Genomic DNA, 16,225 nt, shown 5'->3' on the forward strand with positions numbered 1-16,225 from the left:
CGCCACCGGGGCGCCCGAGCCGGTCGGCGAGACCCGCATCGACGGGCACGCCGTGCCCAGCCCCGCCACCGGGCCGCGGTCGCACGCCGGCGCCGCCCGCTGGGTCGGCGTGTCCGTGCCCCGCCGGGAGGACCCCCGGCTCGTGGCCGGCCGCGGCCGCTTCCTCGACGACATCGACCCACCCGGCGTGCTGCACGCCGCGTTCGTCCGCTCCACGGTCGCCCACGGCGCGCTGACCGGGATCGACCTGGAGCCGGTCCGGGCGGTGCCCGGCGTCGTCGCCGCCTTCGACGCCGCCGACCTGGACCTGGCCGACATCGTCGCGCTGCTCGACCGGCCGCCCGAGGAGTTCGTCCCGACCGCGATGCCCGTGCTCGCCCGCGACCGCGTCCGGTTCGTCGGCGAGCCGGTGGCCGTCGTCGTGGCGCGGGACCCCTACGCCGCCGAGGACGGCGTCGAGGCCGCGGTCGTGCGGATCACCGCCGAGGAGGCGGTGGTCTCCGAGGAGACCGCGCTGGCCGCCAGCGCGCCGCTCGTGCACGCCGACGCGTCCGCGAACACCCTCGTCGACGTGTCGATGTTCGCGACCGAGGGCATCGACGAGGTCTTCGCGGGCGCCGCGTGCGTCGTCGAGGTCGACACCCGCACCGGCCGCCAGAACGCGCTGCCGCTGGAGACCCGCGGGGCGCTCGCCTCCTGGGACGACCGCGACGACCAGCTGCTGCTGCAGACCTGCACGCAGATCCCGCACCAGGTGCGGACGCTGGCCGCCCGCTGCCTGCGGGTCGACGAGCGCACGATCCGCGTGACCGTCCCCGACATGGGCGGCGGCTTCGGCCAGAAGTGCGTGGTCGGGCGGGAGGAGATCGTCGTCGCCGCCGTGGCGCGCCGGCTCGACCGTCCCGTCAAGTGGATCGAGGACCGCCGGGAGTCGCTGACCGCGTCGTTCCTGGCGCGCGAGCAGCACTACCGCACCCGCGCCGCGTTCGACGCCGACGGGACCGTCCTGGCCCTCGACGTCGACGTCGTCTGCGACATGGGCGCCTACTCCTGCTACCCGTTCACGGCCGGCATCGAGCCGCTGATGGCCTCGGCGGAGATGCCGTCGGTCTACCGCGTGCCCGCCTACCGGGTGCGCGCCCGCGCGATCACCACGAACAAGGCCCCCACGGCGCCCTACCGCGGGGTCAGCCGCCCGCAGTACGTCATGGCGATGGAGCGGGTGATGGAGCGCGCGGCGCGCGAGCTGGGCATGGACCCGCTCGACGTCCGCCGCCGCAACCTCATCACCGACTTCCCCTACACCGGCGTCAACGACGTCACCTACGACCTCGGCACCTACCGGGAGTCGCTCGACCTCGCCGAGAGCACGTTGCGCGAGGAGGGCTGGTTCCGCTTCCGCGACGAGGCCGCGGCGCAGGGCCGGGCGGTGGGCATCGGGTTCTGCTGCTTCAGCGAGCGGACCGGGTACGGCTCCGACGCCTTCGCCAAGCGGCGGATGACCGTCGTCCCCGGCTTCGACATCTCCGAGATCCGGATGGACACCTCCGGGTCGGTGGTGGTCACCAGCGGCACGCTCAACCACGGCCAGTCCCACGAGACGACGATGGCCCAGATCGTCGCGGACCGGCTCGGGATCGACATCGCGCAGGTCAAGCTGCGCCAGGGCGACACCGAGCGGATCTCCTACGGCTGGGGCACGTTCGCCTCCCGCTCGATCACCGTCGGCGGGTCCGCGGTCGCCGCGGCGTCGACCCGCCTCGGCGTCCTGCTCTGCCGGATCGCCGCGCACCTGATGGACGTCACCGAGGACGACGTCGAGCTCGACGGCGAGGGCCGGGTGGTGCTGCGCACCGACCCGGCGCGGCGGATCCCGTTCACCGAGATCGCCGACGTCGCGTACCTGCGGTCGAACCTGCTGCCCAAGGACGTCGAGCCGGGCCTCAGCGCCACCGCGAGCTTCGACGCCCCGGGCGACGGCACGTTCTCCAACGCGACGCACGCCGTCGTCGTCGAGTGCCACGCCGGGACCGGCCGGGTCGAGATCCTGCGCTACGCCTGCGTCGAGGACTGCGGCGTGGTGATCCACCCCCAGGTCGTCGACGGGCAGTGCCGGGGCGGGATCGCCCAGGGCATCGCGGGCGCACTGTTCGAGGAGGTCACCTACGACGCGAACGGCGAGCCCTCGGCCGCCAGCTTCATCGACTACAAGGTGCCCACCGCCACCGAGATCCCCGACATCACCGTCGCCCACCTCGAGACGCCGTGCGCGTTCACCGAGAACGGGGCCAAGGGCGCCGGCGAGGGCGGCACCATCGGCGCTCCGGCCGCGGTGCTCAACGCCGTCAACGACGCGCTGCGCCACACCGGGGTCGAGCTCGACGCGACCCCCGTCCACCCCCGGACCGTCGTCGAGGCCCTGCTGCGGAAGGAGCCGGCGTGCACGACCGCCACCTGATCACGTTGACCGTCAACGACGAGGAGCACGAGGTCGTCGTCGAGGCCCGGCGCACCCTGCTCGACGTGCTGCGCCACGACCTGCGGCTGACCGGCGCGCACGCCGGCTGCGAGCACGGCGTCTGCGGGGCGTGCACCGTCCTCGTCGACGGCGCCCCGGCGCGGGCCTGCCTGCTGTTCGCCGTGCAGGCCGAGGGCAGCGCGCTGCACACCGTGGAGTCGCTGGCCGCGCCGTCGGGCGAGCTGTCGGACCTGCAGCGGGCCTTCAGCCGCCACCACGGGCTCCAGTGCGGCTTCTGCACGCCCGGGTTCCTCATGCTGGCCGAGGGCTGGCTCGCCGAGCGCGCCGCCACGGGGGCCGGCGAGCCCGACCGCGAGGAGGTGCGCGAGATGGCGTCGGCCAACCTGTGCCGCTGCACCGGCTACCAGACCATCGTCGACGCGATCGCCGACACCGCCCGCACCCGCCTCGCAGCACCTGGGGAGACCGCGTGATCCTGGACAACGAGCTCACCGTCGCAGCACCCCCGGACGAGGTGTTCGCGCTGGTCAACGACGTCGAGCGGGTGGCGACCTGCCTGCCCGGCGCCGTTCTCGACGGCCGCGACGGCGACACCTACCGCGGCCGCGTCACCGTCAAGGTCGGCCCGATCCGGGCGGCCTACGGCGGCACCGTCCGCTTCCTCGACGTCACCCCCGACGAGCGGCGGCTGCGGCTCGCCGCGAGGGGCGCCGACAGCCACGGCAGCGGCGACGCCGAGGCGGAGGTCGAGCTGTCCGTCGTGCCCGACGGGGCCGGGTCGATACTGCGCCTGCACACCGACCTGGTCATCCGCGGCAAGATCGCCCAGTTCGGCAAGGGCGCCGTCGTGGCGGTGTCCGACCGGCTGCTCGACCGGTTCGCGCAGAACCTGGCGGCGCAGCTCGACGGGTCGGCCGCGCCGGCGTCCCCGGAGCGCGCCGCAGCGGTGGCGCCCTCCTCCACGGCCGGGCCGGCGGACCCCGACGGCGCCGTCGACGGGCTGGGGATGCTGCTGCCCCCGAACGCGGGCCGGATCGCCGCCGCGGGCGCCGCGCTGGCCGTCGCGTTCCTGCAGGGATGGATGGCCGGGCGGCTGCGCGGCCAGAGGATGCTGATCGAGGAGCTGCGCCGTGACCGCTGAGGGCACCGACGCCGTCTACGCCCGGGCCGGGTTCGGGGCCGCCGTGCCGCGCGGGCCCCGCCCCGTGCTGGTGGTGGTCGACCTGACCCGGGGGTTCACCGAACCGGGGTTCCCCAGCGGTGCCGAGCTGGGCGAGGTCGTCGCGGAGAACGCCGCGCTCGCCGACGCCGCCCACCGCGCCGGCGTGCCGGTGGTGTGGACCTCCATCGCCTACACCGACGCCGAGGCCGACGGCGACGCGGTCGCCTGGCTGCGCAAGGCGACCGGGATGCGCGCGCTGCGCGAGGGGTCACCGGCGGTCGCGCTCGACCCGCGCCTGCCCGTGCTCCCCGGCGACCACACGATCGTCAAGAAGGGCGCGTCCGCCTTCCACGGCACCGGGCTCGCCGCCCTGCTGTCCGGGCTCGGGGCGAGCACCGTCGTCGTGACCGGCGCGACCACCAGCGGCTGCGTCCGGGCCACCGCGGTCGACAGCGTCACCGCGGGGTTCGACACGCTCGTCGTCGGCACGGCGTGCGGCGACCGCGCGCAGGCCCCGCACGACGCCGCGCTGTTCGACCTGCAGGCCAAGTACGCCGACGTCGTCACCCTCGACGACGCGCTCGACTACCTCGGCACCGACAGGGAGACCGCCCGTGCCTGACGCACCCGACCCCCGCGTCCTGACCCAGACCGCGCTCGCCGACCTGGCCGACGTCCCGGCCACCAGCCGCTGGGTCCGGTCCTCGGGCCTGGCCCTGCACGTCCTGGACTACGGCGGCGACCGGACGCCGCTGCTCGTGCTGCCCGGCATCACCAGCCCGGCGGTCAGCATGGACTTCGTGGCCCGCCGGCTGACCGACCTGGTCCGGCCGGTCCTGCTCGACGTCCGCGGCCGCGGCCTGTCCGACTCCGCCCCCGGGCCCGGCGGCTACGCGCTGGCGGACTACGCCGACGACGTCGAGGCCGTCGTGACCGGCCTCGGGCTCGACCGCCCGGTGCTGCTCGGGCACTCGATGGGCGCCCGCATCGCGGGGGCCGCCGCGGCCCGCGGGCGGATCGCCGTGCGCGGCACCGTGCTGGTCGACCCGCCGATGAGCGGGCCCGGGCGCGGTCCGTACCCGACCACCCTGGAGGCGTTCCTCGGTCAGCTCGACCAGGCCCGCGGGGGCACCGACGCCGACGAGGTCGCCCGCTCCTGGCCCTCCTGGCCCCGCGCGGAGCAGGCCCTGCGCGCGCGCTGGCTCGGGTCCTGCTCGGCGCGGGCGATCGCCGAGACCCACGCCGGGTTCGAGTCGGAGGACTTCTTCGACACCTGGCCCACCGTCCCGGCCCCCACGGTGCTCGTCCACGGAGGGGCCAGCCCCGTGGTGACCGCCGACGGTGCCCGGGAGGCGGCCGCGACCCACCCCGGCGCCGCCGTCGTGGAGGTGCCGGGCACCGGCCACATGGTGTTCTGGGACGACCCGGACGCCGCCGTCACCGCGGTCCGCTCCGCGCTGGCCGGCATGGCGTAGGACGCGCACGCGAACGGCCCCGCACCCCCCGGTGCGGGGCCGTTCGCCGTTCCGTCAGGCCGCCGCGCGGGCGGGGTCGGTGTACCGGCCCGACAGCAGCTCCCCCGCACCCGGCACGTTCGTCGCCAGCCCGAGCTCGGACAGGATCCGGAACGTCGTCGCCGTGGCCGCCGACAGCACCGGCAGGCCGCAGTCCCGCTGCACCGCCTCGACCGCGGCGAGCGAGGGCATCTGCACGCAGGCCGAGAGCACGAGGGCGTCGGCGCCGGTGAGGTCGAGCTTGCGCCAGTGCTCGCGCAGGTCGGCCGGGTCGAGCCGGGCGACCGCGAGGTTGTCGGGCACCTCCAGCGACAGGGAGTCCACGACCTGCACGCCGGCGTCCTGCAGGTAGTCCACGACCGCCTGCGTCAGGGGCTGCATGTACGGGGTGATCAGCGCGACCCGCTTCGCCCCGAGTGCCGCGATGCCCGAGAGCAGGGCGCCCGCGCTGGAGACGACCGGGGCGTGCGAGCCCTCGGCGCGGAGCACCGCGGTGATCGAGTCCTCGGCGGTGCAGTGGAACCCCGGTCCCTGCGCCATGATCGCCACCAGGCAGGCGGTGGCCACGACGTCGGGGCGGGCGTCGGCGAGCTCGGCGGCGGCCCGGTCGGCCTGGGCGTTCATCGCGCGCAGCTGCTCGGGGGTGACGTGCTGCATCCGTGCGCGGGCGGCGTGGAAGACGAACCGGTCGCCCGGGTCGGCCCCCTCCCGGGCGCGCAGCATCCGCGGCAGCTCGGTCTCCATCGTGAGGTTCGAGCTCGGGACGATCATCCCGATATGGTGGTCGGTCCCCGCCTGTCCCGTCATCGCTTCGCCGCCGGGCGCATCTCCGGGACGGTGAGCTCGCCGGCGTCGACGATCAGCTCGTCGTCGAGGAGAAGGCTGTTGCCGCGCATCGGGATGTCGAAGTGGCAGGCGGTGTCGTTGGGCCCGCCGAGCTCGTTGTTGGGGCCGATGGAGAACATGACGTTGCCGTAGAAGCTGCGCAGCTCCATGCCCATGCCCCCGCCGAACTGGGTCAGGCCGTGCCAGTGGGCGCGCTCGTCCAGGCCCCAGCCGACGTGGGACATGCCGTAGCCGCGGGGGTCGGCGAAGCTCTCGATGTAGGAGCGCAGCAGGTCCGCGTCCAGGCCGGTGGAGCCGGCGCCGCCGCGGATGTCGCGGATGAACCCGGCCTCGACGGTGATCTCGACGGGGGTCCGGACGTAGGAGTTGAACGGCAGCAGCACGTCACCGGGGGCCAGGACGATCTTCCCGTCGACGCCGTCGTCGGCGCCGCCGGTGAACACGAACGCGGCGGGCCAGTGGTCCCAGCGGCCGGGCTGGTCGGTGTAGCCGTACTCGCTCATCGTCGGGTAGACGCCCAGGCGGTAGGTGACGTCGGTGCCGTGCGGGCTGGTGATCCGCATCGTCTGCGCTTTCGCGAGCAGTTCGGCGCCGATCTCGACGCGCTCGCGCAGCTCGGTGGTCGGCATCAGCCGGGCCAGCAGCTCCGGGGGCTCCACCGCGGTCAGGATCCGGGTCCCGGCGTCCTGGATCGCGAACTGCTCCTTGCTGAACAGCAGGAACGTGCAGTCCACCACCATGTCGACGGCCTGGAGCGCCTCGACGGCCAGCGGCAGCGACCCGAGCCCCGAGTCCCCCACCGCCCAGGCGCCGGCGGCGCTGACCGGCGAGGGGAGGCGCATGTGGTACGCCGCCGCGCCCAGCTTCTGCGCCGCCCACAGGAACGCATCCGCGTACTCCGCCCGCTCGCCGCCCCTGGTCAGGACGACGACCGTCTCACCCTCGTGCACGCCCGACAGGCGCAGCTGCTCCAGGCAGATGTCGTTGAACAGGTTCTGGTCCATCGCGACCACCTCCCCTACCATCCGAGCACGTATTATCCGAGTACGCAACAGTTTTGGCGAACGGTCTTCGTCCGACTCAACGGGCTCGCGCGCCCGGACCTCCGGGATGGGTGAGGTCGTAGGCCCGCGACAGCTTCTTCGGCACGACCATGCGCCAGGCGTCCACGACGAGCTCGCGGGCCTCGACCGGGTCCAGCGCGGCGAGGGTCGCGTGGACCCAGTTGAACCGCAGGTCCGACGTCGACGGCAGGTGGAACCGCTGCGGATCGCCCGCGACGAGCGCCTCCCGCTCCTCCTTCGGGAACGCGAAGCCCAGCACGGCCCCCTCGAGCGAGAACGCCGCGTACACGATCTGCCCGACGCGGAACTTCAGCCGCCCGCGCACGTGCACCTCGTACGAGCGCTCCAGCCCGGCACCCAGCGGCCGGAGGTCCTCGACCCTCGCGCCGCGCCTGTTGTCGTCCACCAAGATGCACCCCCGTGATTGCCTGTGCCAGGAAGACGCAGGGGCGGAGCGGGAGTCATCGGTCGTCGGTGCGTCGTCCCGGAGTCACGCGTCCGAGCGGGGCGGCTCGCCCCGGCGCCGCGGTGGTGATGACCGTGCGCAGTTCGTGCAGGGCGTGGGCCCGGGCACCGGTCAGCGAGGGGGCGTCGGCCAGCTGGGCGGGCCGGACCGGGACGTGGCGCGGGAGCTGCGCGAACGCGGCGGCGACGGCGTCGAGGACGGCGGGCTCGGAGCCCCAGGTGCCGCCGAGGACGACGAGCGTCGGATCGGCGAGGGCCACCGCGGCGGCGAGGACGCCGCAGACGGCCGCATCAGTTGACACCTGACGGTTGACGGTCGGTCACCAGCAGTCCACGCGCCTGCGTCAGATGCAACCCGCAGCCGCCCGATCACGTCGTGGGTGCCGCCGCGCCACCGGCCCGCCGCAGCCCTGTTCGGCGCCGGGCAGTTCGCGGACACCTCGGCTACCAGCTGCTCGACCGCGCGACGATGTATGCACTCGCGGCGTACCGGCCCTCGCCGAGATGGCCGCTGCCACCGCCTTGCTGGGAGCACTACCCGGCCGGGCCGCCGCCCTCGTCCCCGTGCTCGGATCGGCGGACGGTTCCGAGAACCGGCGAGCACCTTTCGCTGCAGGGATGGACCGGCCGTGTCAGGCTTTGCACCGATGGCAGCCTGCACCTCGACTCCGCGCACCGCAGTCGCATCACCCGGAGGAACGGCCGGGTCGTGAACGGCTTCGAGCACGCCACCGTCGCGATGCGGAGGCTGGGGCGGCGGATCGTCGTCCTGGGTGTCGTCGTCACGCTGCTCGCCGTGGCCGGCGTCGCCCTCTTCTTCGCCATGACCGCGTTGCTGACTCCCCCAGGCCGTCCAGGTGGTTGCGTGCCCGACTCCTCCGCGGTGCCCATCGAGGCGGCGGGCGAAGCAGCCGTCGGGCAAGAGCAGCTGGCCAACGCGGCGGTGATCGTCGCGACCGGTCGTGAACTGAACGTCCCGGAGCGCGGGCTGTGGGTGGCGTTGGGCACTGCGTTGCAGGAGTCCGGGCTCAGGAACCTCGACTACGGTGACCGGGACTCACTGGGGCTGTTCCAACAGCGGCCGTCACAGGGTTGGGGCAGTCCGGCGGAGGTTCGCGACCCCCGCTACGCGTCGACCCAGTTCTACCGGCGCCTCGTCGCGGTCCCGGGTTGGGCGGACATGCCGTTGTGGCAGGCCGCGCAGACCGTCCAGCGCTCCGCGTTCCCCCTGGCCTACGCGAAGTGGGAGCAGACCGCCGCCGACATCCTGGCCGCGGTGGGCACCGCGACCGGGGTCCGTGGAGCGACGTACGGATGCGCGCCGGAAGGATCGGTGGCCGCGCTGCAAGGTGCCGCGAGCGGATGCACCGAGGACGATCCGACCACCGCGGGCTGCGTCACGCCGACGACGCGGTACGCGTTGGCCCAGGCGGAGGGAGCTTTCGGTGGGCTGCGCAACGGGACCCTGATCCGTTCCACGGGTTGCTTCGCGCAGCGGCCCGGCAACTCCACCAGCGATCATCCGCTGGGCAAGGGATGCGATCTGTTCCCCGGTCAGGGCGGTAGGTTCGCGACCGGCGTGGAGGTCGACAACGGGTGGCGCGTGGCCGGCTGGTTCCGGACCAACGCCGAGGCTCTCGGAGTGTCCTACGTCATCTGGCAGGGCCGGATCTGGGCGCCCGGCGACGACGACGTCGACGGTTGGGGCCGTCGCTACACCGGCGGCGGCGTCTACGACCCCTTGGACGCGGTCGGTGGACATTACGACCACATCCACGTCAGCTTCCTGCGCTGACGCCCCTCATTCCAGCGGGAGCGAGTACCTGCCAGCCCCGCCCGGCGTCCTCCGTCGCCAGCACCGCATCGTGCGTCGCGGCGAGGAACTGGGCGCCGTCGACGACGGTGAAGGCCTGGGCCGGTCCGGGGAGCTCGCCGGCTCGCTCCCACCGATCGCCTGCCACTCCAGCGTCCGCCCACCGTCCGAGCTCATCCGCAACCCGCCCCAGTGGTCACCACGACGCGGTGGTAATCGCACGGTCGATGTCCAGGTCCGCGATGTCGGCCACGGCGCCGCTGGTCCACGTGATTCCGCCGTCCTCGCTGCGCAGCAGTGCACCGGAGACCGAGTCCCATCCGTGGACCACCTGTCCGCTCACGGATAGCGCGTGCAGGTCGGCTGCACCCTGTAGGGAGAGCGGCTGCCACTTTCGTACGGCGTCGTCGCTGCGGATGAGTCCGAGCTGCGGTGGCCCCGGTTCGTTCGGACCCGGGTGCCCGCTGCCGTAGAAGGAGCCGGGGCCTGCCAGCGTGAAGCCCATGATGTCCTGTTTCCCGGTGCCGACGCGCCTGGCGCCCTCGGCGCCGACGGAGAGAACACCGGAATGGGTCGCGACGTAGACGGTTCCGTCGGCAGGATCCTGCTCCAGCCCGTGTACGTGTCCCAGGACGGCGGGAGCGGCGGGAGCGGCAGGGCCGGCGTGCACCGAGCAGGCGGACACGGCCGGGCCGGCGAGGATCGCGGGGGGCAGCAGGGAACGCACGGTTCTCCGGGTCGGGCCAGGGCGGATCGGCGCTACGGGCGCCCGGCATGGGCGCCCGTAGCGAACACTCAGATCTGCGTGAGCAGCTGAGCCATCTCGTCGATCTCGGCCTGCTGGGTGTCGATGATCGTCTGCGCGAGGCCGGTCGCCCTCGGGTCCGATCCCTCGGCGAGCTCGGTCCGGGCCATCTCGACCGCTCCGGTGTGGTGCTCGGTCATCATCTCCAGGAACATGCGGTCGAACGCCGGGCCCGAGGCCTGCTCCAACCGGGTCATCTGCTCGGGCGTCATCATCCCGCCCATGCCGCCCATGCCGCCCATGGCGCCCGTGCCGCCATGGTCCATGCCGCCCATGCCGCCGCCCGTGTCGGCGGAGGGCACGTCGGCTCCCCACTCCTCCAGCCACGAGTTCAGAGTCTCGATCTCCGGCCCCTGCGCGGCGCCGATCCGCGCGGCCAGGTCGATCACCTGGGGGTTCCGCGAACGGGTCGCCGCCAGTTCCGCCATCTCGACGGCCTGCTGGTGGTGCACGGTCATGCCCTGCGCGAACGACACGTCCGCCTCGTTGTGCGCGGTGGTCTGCTCGACGCCGGTGGAGCTCGAGGACGCTGCACCGGGCGTCGTGGTGTCCGTGCCGGCGGCGCAGCCCGCGAGGGCGAGACCGACGACCGCGGCCCCGGTCAGGGCAGACGTCAGCTTCGTGATCTTCATGTGTGTTGTGGTCTCCGTACGTGGGTGAACGGGGTCTACCGAGTGATCGGTGACCTCACGTCCTCAGCACGCAGAGCAGGGCGAGCCGGCGGGGAACGGTCGGCGGAGGGGCTCGCGAGCCTCCCGCGCTCGACCACGTCATACCCACGATGTGGGACGGTCCGTCCCCGCCGCCTCGGAGGAGGAACAGCGCGATCACGACCACGAGCGCCCCGAACAGCACCGCGAGGCACAGGTGGAGCAGATCCGCGAGGTGGTCGGCGTGACGGTCCGACACCGGAGCGCCGGCCGCGGAACCATGTCCGGGCTCCGACCCGGCCGGCTCGGTCATCACCGACACGGGCTCGACGACCGCCACCTGTGGCGTGGTGCCCGTGAGCAGGACGTGGTGCATCCCGATCAGACCCAGGACGAGCCCGGCCACGGCGAGTGCGAGCAGCCAGCCGCTCACACGCGGTGTGCCGGCTCGAGAGTGCACGGGCACGACCCTAGCGATCGTCGCCGATCTTCGCAGGGGTCACCCGTTCCTGGCCGTCGCCCTCAGCGGCTCCGGACCGCCCGGGCGTCGGACGCCCCGCCCCACGCCTCAGCCCTGTGAAGCCGAGGCTCGAGGACCGAGAGGATCATGGGGACGAGCAGCACGAACAGGCCACACCGGCTGTTCACGGCGCCATCGCAGGCGGCCCGGAGAGCAGCGGCAGCAGGACGCCCCCGCCGAGACCGAGACCGAGCGACACGACCGACGCCAGGTAGGCGGTGCGCGCCGAGCCGAGCGAGATCGGTGGTGCGGCGACGCGGTCCACGTCCGCGTCGCGGAAGGCCGGCGCGATCCAGCGCAGGTAGTAGAAGACGCTGGCGACGGTGTTGACCACGGCGAGGACGGCGAGCCAGCCCAGACCACCCTCGACGGCCGCGGTGAAGACGGTGAGCTTCCCGAGGAACACGGCGGTGGGCGGGGTGCCGACGAGTCCGAGCAGGCAGACGATGAGTGCGGCGACGAGCAGGGGATGTCGCCGCGCCGCTCCACGGTAGTCGTCGAGCTCGGTGTACGCCGGCAGCGCGGCGACGACGGCGAAGGCACCCAGGTTGGTGATCGCGTAGGCCGCGAGGTAGAGGAGGAGGGCGGGCTGGGCCAGCTCGGACCGGCCTGCCACGGCGACCGCCATGAGCAGGTAGCCGACCTGGCTGATGGTCGAGTAGCCGAGCAGACGCTGCACCGAGGTCTGGAAGAACGCGGCGAGGTTGCCCAGCGTCATCGACGCGGCGGCCACGACGGCCACCAGCAGGGTCGCGTCGACGGCCTCGGGTGGCACGGCGACGAGCAGCAACCGGTAGACCGCGACCAGCGCACCGATCTTCGGGATGGTGCTGACGATCGCCGCGACCGCGGGTGGTGTGCCGGCGGTGACGTCGGGGACCCAGAAGTGCACCGGGACGGCGCCCGCCTTGAACAGCAGGCCGCCCAGCAGGGCGACCACCCCGACCGCGACGACGGCCGTATCGGCACCGGCAAGACCGTCACGCATCGCGCTGTAGGCCGTGGTGCGGGCGACGCCGTAGAGGATCGCGGTGCCCGTCAGCATCGCGACGCCGAGGAATGCGCCGGACAGGTAGTACTTCATCGCGGCCTCGGTGGACAGCGCGCGGGCGTCCCACCCCGCGAGTGCGTACAGGGGCACGCTGGCCAGCAGGAATGCCGCGAACAGCAGCAGCAGGTCGTTGGCTCCGCCCAGCACGATCGTGCCGAGCGACCCGAGCAGGAGCAGCACCACGAACTCGGTCTCGCGCCGGTGTCCCCGGGTCGCGTCCGCCGACAGCGCCAGCGCGATCAGCAGGGCCACGAGCACGATCGCGCGGGCGGCGTGGGTGATGCCGTCGATCGCGTAGCTGGTGCCGAACACGACCTGGTCGGGCTCCCGGGCCGCGGCGGCGGTGGCGGCGAGCCCGGCGACGGCGGCCGCCGCGGCGAGGAGCCGCACGGCGTACTGCCGGCGCCGTGGGAGCCACGCGCCCAGCAGCAGCCCGACGACCGCGGCGGCGAGCAGCAGCAGCTCCGGCACCAGCGCGCCGGGGTTCTCGTTCATCGTCATCGCGCCGCCGGTCATCGCGCCACGAGCTCCACCAGGGTGCGCGACGCCGGCTCGATCACATCGAGCAGGAAGCGCGGCAGGACCCCGATCACCGTGGCCAGCACGAGGAGCGGAACGACGGCTGCGGTTTCGCTGGGTCGCAGATCAGCGAACGCGCGTGGTGTCCCAGGTGCGTCGGGCAGGCGCAGCGGCCCGAGGAAGAGCCTCTGCAGGGCGAGCAGGAACAGCCCGGCGGTGATGACGATCCCGGTGGCGGCCACGACCGTCGGCCCCGGTGCGGCTGGCAGGGCGCCGGTGAAGATCTGGAACTCGGCGATGAACCCGGAGAAGCCGGGCAGCCCCAGTGAGGCGAAGGCGGCGACCGCGAACGCAGCGGCGAAACTCGGGGTCCGCGCCGCGAGGCCGGAGTAGGCGCGCATGTCGTAGGTGCCGCCGCGGTCGTGCAGCACTCCGGCGAGCAGGAACAGCGCCGCGGTGATCAGCCCGTGGCTGACCATCTGGGTCACCGCCCCGGTGGTGGCCCGCTGCCGGGCCTGCTCGTCGGTGCCGGCCAGCATCCCCGCGGCACCGACGGCGAGGACGACGTAGCCCATGTGGTTGACCGAGGTGTAGGCGATCATGCGCTTGAGATCGGTCTGGGCCAGTGCGAGTAGCGCTCCGTAGATCACCGACACCGCCCCGACGATGACCGCGACCAGGGCGTACTGCCGCCAGGTGTCGGGCAGGATCGGCATCGCGATGCGCACGAAGCCGTAGGTGCCCATCTTCAGCAGCACCCCGGCGAGGATCGCCGAGCCGGTCGCGGGCGCCTCGGTGTGCGCGGGCGGCAACCACGTGTGGAAGGGCACCGTCGGGGTCTTCACCGCCAGGCCCAGCGCGATCGCGAGCAGGGCCAGTGAGGCGTACGGACCACCTCCTGCGAGCGGGTCCGCGGCGATCAGGTCGACGATGTCGAAGGTCCTCGGTTCGGCGACGAGGTAGAGCAGGATGAACCCGAGCAGCAGCGCGAGCGAGCCGAGGAAGGTGTAGAGGAAGAACTTCAGCGCTGCGGCGCGAGCCCGGTCCCCGTGGCCCCAGCCCGCGATGAGGAAGTACATCGCGACGATCGACAGGTCGAAGAACAGGAAGAACAGGATCAGGTCCAGCGCGACGAACAGCCCGAGGCAGACGGTCTGCAGCCCCAGGAACAGCGTCACGTAGGCCTTGGTCCGCCGCGTCTCCCGCAGCGCGAACACGGCGCAGGCCCCGAACAGCACGGCCGTCAGCGCGACCAGCGGGAGGGACAGTCCGTCCACCCCGACGTGGTAGGAGATCCCCACGCTGGGGATCCACGGCACGCGCTGCTCGAAGGCGAACCCGCCACCGGTCGGGAGCGCGAGCCAGACCGCGGCGATGAGGACGAGTTCGAGGACGCTGACGCCGATCCAGGCGCCGACGAACACGCGCGGCGGCGCGGTGCCGGGCACCAGGAGCAGGACTGCGGCGAGCGCTACGGGCAGGAACACGATCAGCGACAACATCTGCTACCCCACCACGATGACGAGAACGGCCAGCACCATGAGGGCGACGACGGCCTGGGCGTAGTACTGGTGGACCTGCCCGGTCTGGGGGCGCCGCGCCAGCCGTCCGAGGCGGCGCGTCCCCGCCGCAACGGCGCGCACGGCCCCGTCGACCGACAGCTCGCCCCGCCGGTCGAGGCTCCGCGCCACGGCCACGGTCGCGCGGCCCGCACCGTCCACGGCGCGGTCGAGGACGCGGTCGTCGAAGCGGGCCAGCGCCGCCGCGAGGACGAGCACCGGGCGGACGACCACGGCGTGCGCCGCCCGTCCCATCCCCAGCCAACCCACCAGTGAGCGGGACGAGGGCAACCGCGAGGCCGACCGCCAGGTAGACAGCACCGCGACGACGGCGATCGACGCGGACACGACCAGCTCCCACACCTGCGGCGCCGGCGCGACGGCCAGCGCGCCCGACAGCACGAGCGGAAGAACGCCGAGCACCGTCGCGAGCACGGCGAGCACGACCAGCGGCGGGGCGAAGGCCCCGCTCACCGCGCCGACCGGCTCCTGCTCGACGGGCGGCGAGCCGCCGGCGACGATCTCGGTGGAGGGCTGCCACACGAACCACACCGCCTTGGCGCTGTAGACCGCGGACACCGCGGCGGCGAGGAGTCCGACGGCGTAGAGCACGACGCTCTGCTCGAGTGCCGCGGCGAGCACGGCGTCCTTGCCGACCCACAGGGACAGCGGCGGTAGCCCGGCCAGCGAGGCCGCACCGATCGTGAAGGCGACCCCGACGAGCGGGAACCGGCGCGCGGCCCCGCGGAGCCCGTCGAGCTGCTTGGTGCCCAGGGCCACCAGCCAGGCCCCCGCCGCGAGGAACAGCAGGCTCTTGGTCGCGGCGTGGGCGACCAGCTGAACGGCACCGCCGGCGACGGCGCCGGAGCCGGCGGCCAGGACCATGAAGCCGATCTGCGCGCAGGTCGACGCCGCGAGCAACTGCTTGAGGTCGGTCTGGGCCACCGCGACCAGGCCCAGGAGAACGGCCGTGGCAGCTCCGACCCACGCCACCATCGGCGAGGCCCATCCACTGCGTTCGAGCAGCGGTACCAGCCGCAGCAGCAGGTAGGCCCCGGCCGCGACCATCGTCGCCGAGTGCAGCAGGGCCGAGACCGGGCTCGGGCCCCGCATCGCCCCGGACAGCCAGAACGAGAACGGCAGCTGTGCCGACTTGCCCAGCGCGGCGAGCACCACCCCGGCCGTGACGACGTGCAGCCATGGACCGGAGGCCGCGGGCAGCTCGGCCAGCGCCAGCGACCCGACCCCGCCGGCGAGCGCGGCACCGGCGGCGACGTAGAGGCCCAGATCGGCCAGGCGGGTGGTCAGAAGAGCGGTGTGCGCCGCGTCGACGGACGCGGGCTCGCGCCAGCGGTAACCGATCAGCACCCAGCTGGTCGCCCCCATCACCTCCCACGCCATGAGCAGCACGACCAGCGTCGTCGCGGTCACCGTCACCAGCATCGCGCCCGCGAACAGCAGGACGAACCCGACGAAGCGCGCGGTGCGCAGGTCCGACTCCCCGGCGGCGAACACCAGCACGGCAAGGGTCACGACGGCGACCGTCACGACCATCAGGGCCGAGAGACCGTCCACGGCCAGACCCGCCCGGATGCCGACGAGCAGTGGGGCGTCGACGGCGGGCCGGACGACGGCGACCGGCACGGCGAGTGCGAGTACGGCAACGCCGAACAGCACACCGATGCCGGCGGAGGCCCGGTCGAGGCGAGGGCCCGTCACGGTGAGGAGCGCACCGCCGAGCAGCGGGACGGTGACGAGAGCCCACAGCAGCACCGGCG

At 73.4% G+C, this 16,225-nt stretch carries 16 protein-coding genes; 6 read left to right on the top strand and 10 right to left on the bottom strand.

Translation table 11 applies throughout. The features are described from left to right. Nucleotides 1-52 precede the first annotated feature (52 nt). From I4I82_RS12135 to I4I82_RS12155, 5 genes are read left to right on the top strand one after another with little or no spacing between them, the layout of a single operon-like run. Nucleotides 53-2,458 carry a xanthine dehydrogenase family protein molybdopterin-binding subunit gene (locus I4I82_RS12135; protein WP_218589729.1) on the top strand — a complete coding sequence of 802 codons (2,406 nt, stop codon included), beginning with the start codon at nt 53-55 and terminating at the stop codon, nt 2,456-2,458. Then, nucleotides 2,440-2,952 (top strand): (2Fe-2S)-binding protein, encoded by a 513-nt coding sequence (locus I4I82_RS12140; protein ID WP_218589706.1) that lies wholly within the window; start codon nt 2,440-2,442, stop codon nt 2,950-2,952. Before I4I82_RS12135 ends, I4I82_RS12140 begins: the two co-directional genes overlap by 19 nt. Continuing rightward, complete coding sequence (locus tag I4I82_RS12145; protein WP_218589707.1) at nt 2,949-3,620, top strand: SRPBCC family protein; 672 nt, start codon at nt 2,949-2,951, stop codon at nt 3,618-3,620. The genes I4I82_RS12140 and I4I82_RS12145 overlap by 4 nt, the downstream gene beginning before the upstream one ends. Further along, nucleotides 3,610-4,263 (top strand): isochorismatase family protein, encoded by a 654-nt coding sequence (locus I4I82_RS12150; RefSeq protein WP_218589708.1) that lies wholly within the window; start codon nt 3,610-3,612, stop codon nt 4,261-4,263. The genes I4I82_RS12145 and I4I82_RS12150 overlap by 11 nt, the downstream gene beginning before the upstream one ends. Next, the gene (locus I4I82_RS12155) at nt 4,256-5,116 is read left to right on the top strand and encodes an alpha/beta fold hydrolase (protein ID WP_218589709.1); all 861 of its coding nucleotides are present in this window, start codon (nt 4,256-4,258) and stop codon (nt 5,114-5,116) included. The genes I4I82_RS12150 and I4I82_RS12155 overlap by 8 nt, the downstream gene beginning before the upstream one ends. Before the next feature lie 54 nt (nt 5,117-5,170). Here I4I82_RS12155 and I4I82_RS12160 read toward each other — a convergent pair whose 3' ends face one another. The 4 genes from I4I82_RS12160 to I4I82_RS12175 all read right to left on the bottom strand — a co-directional run bounded on the left by I4I82_RS12160 (nt 5,171) and on the right by I4I82_RS12175 (nt 7,832). Then, complete coding sequence (locus I4I82_RS12160) at nt 5,171-5,962, bottom strand: aspartate racemase/maleate isomerase family protein (RefSeq protein ID WP_218589710.1); 792 nt, start codon at nt 5,960-5,962, stop codon at nt 5,171-5,173. Next, nucleotides 5,959-7,005 carry a 2,5-dihydroxypyridine 5,6-dioxygenase NicX family protein gene (locus tag I4I82_RS12165; RefSeq protein ID WP_218589711.1) on the bottom strand — a complete coding sequence of 349 codons (1,047 nt, stop codon included), beginning with the start codon at nt 7,003-7,005 and terminating at the stop codon, nt 5,959-5,961. Before I4I82_RS12165 ends, I4I82_RS12160 begins: the two co-directional genes overlap by 4 nt. 76 nt (nt 7,006-7,081) lie before the next feature. Beyond that, nucleotides 7,082-7,471, bottom strand: a complete 390-nt coding sequence (locus I4I82_RS12170) for an MmcQ/YjbR family DNA-binding protein (RefSeq protein ID WP_218589712.1) — start codon at nt 7,469-7,471, stop codon at nt 7,082-7,084. A gap of 55 nt (nt 7,472-7,526) precedes the next feature. Next, on the bottom strand, nt 7,527-7,832 hold the full coding sequence (locus tag I4I82_RS12175) for a hypothetical protein (protein WP_218589713.1): 306 nt from the start codon (nt 7,830-7,832) through the stop codon (nt 7,527-7,529). A 407-nt stretch (nt 7,833-8,239) separates the two neighbouring features. On the opposite strand from I4I82_RS12175, the gene I4I82_RS12180 reads away from it, so the two are divergent. Continuing rightward, a complete protein-coding gene (locus I4I82_RS12180) occupies nt 8,240-9,325 on the top strand; it encodes a VldE C-terminal domain-containing protein (RefSeq protein ID WP_218589714.1) in 1,086 nt (361 codons plus the stop codon). A 214-nt stretch (nt 9,326-9,539) separates the two neighbouring features. Here the strand turns inward: I4I82_RS12180 and I4I82_RS12185 are convergent, their stop codons facing one another. The 6 genes from I4I82_RS12185 to I4I82_RS12210 form a co-directional block, all read right to left on the bottom strand. Beyond that, nucleotides 9,540-10,070 carry a beta propeller repeat protein gene (locus I4I82_RS12185; protein ID WP_218589715.1) on the bottom strand — a complete coding sequence of 177 codons (531 nt, stop codon included), beginning with the start codon at nt 10,068-10,070 and terminating at the stop codon, nt 9,540-9,542. Between the two features lie 68 nt (nt 10,071-10,138). Continuing rightward, nucleotides 10,139-10,780, bottom strand: a complete 642-nt coding sequence (locus I4I82_RS12190) for a DUF305 domain-containing protein (RefSeq protein ID WP_218589716.1) — start codon at nt 10,778-10,780, stop codon at nt 10,139-10,141. A 55-nt stretch (nt 10,781-10,835) separates the two neighbouring features. Beyond that, entirely contained in the window at nt 10,836-11,258 is a 423-nt protein-coding gene (locus tag I4I82_RS12195; protein ID WP_218589717.1) for a DUF6153 family protein, read from the bottom strand. Between the two features lie 184 nt (nt 11,259-11,442). Beyond that, complete coding sequence (locus I4I82_RS12200; RefSeq protein ID WP_225920583.1) at nt 11,443-12,885, bottom strand: NADH-quinone oxidoreductase subunit N; 1,443 nt, start codon at nt 12,883-12,885, stop codon at nt 11,443-11,445. After that, nucleotides 12,882-14,390, bottom strand: coding sequence for a complex I subunit 4 family protein (locus I4I82_RS12205; protein WP_218589718.1), 1,509 nt, complete (start codon nt 14,388-14,390; stop codon nt 12,882-12,884). The genes I4I82_RS12200 and I4I82_RS12205 overlap by 4 nt, the downstream gene beginning before the upstream one ends. A 3-nt stretch (nt 14,391-14,393) precedes the next feature. Continuing rightward, complete coding sequence (locus I4I82_RS12210) at nt 14,394-16,220, bottom strand: NADH-quinone oxidoreductase subunit 5 family protein (protein ID WP_226370005.1); 1,827 nt, start codon at nt 16,218-16,220, stop codon at nt 14,394-14,396. Between the last annotated feature and the right edge of the window lie 5 nt (nt 16,221-16,225).

The sequence above is a fragment of the Pseudonocardia oceani genome (genome assembly GCF_019263585.2).
Lineage (GTDB): Bacteria > Actinomycetota > Actinomycetes > Mycobacteriales > Pseudonocardiaceae > Pseudonocardia > Pseudonocardia oceani.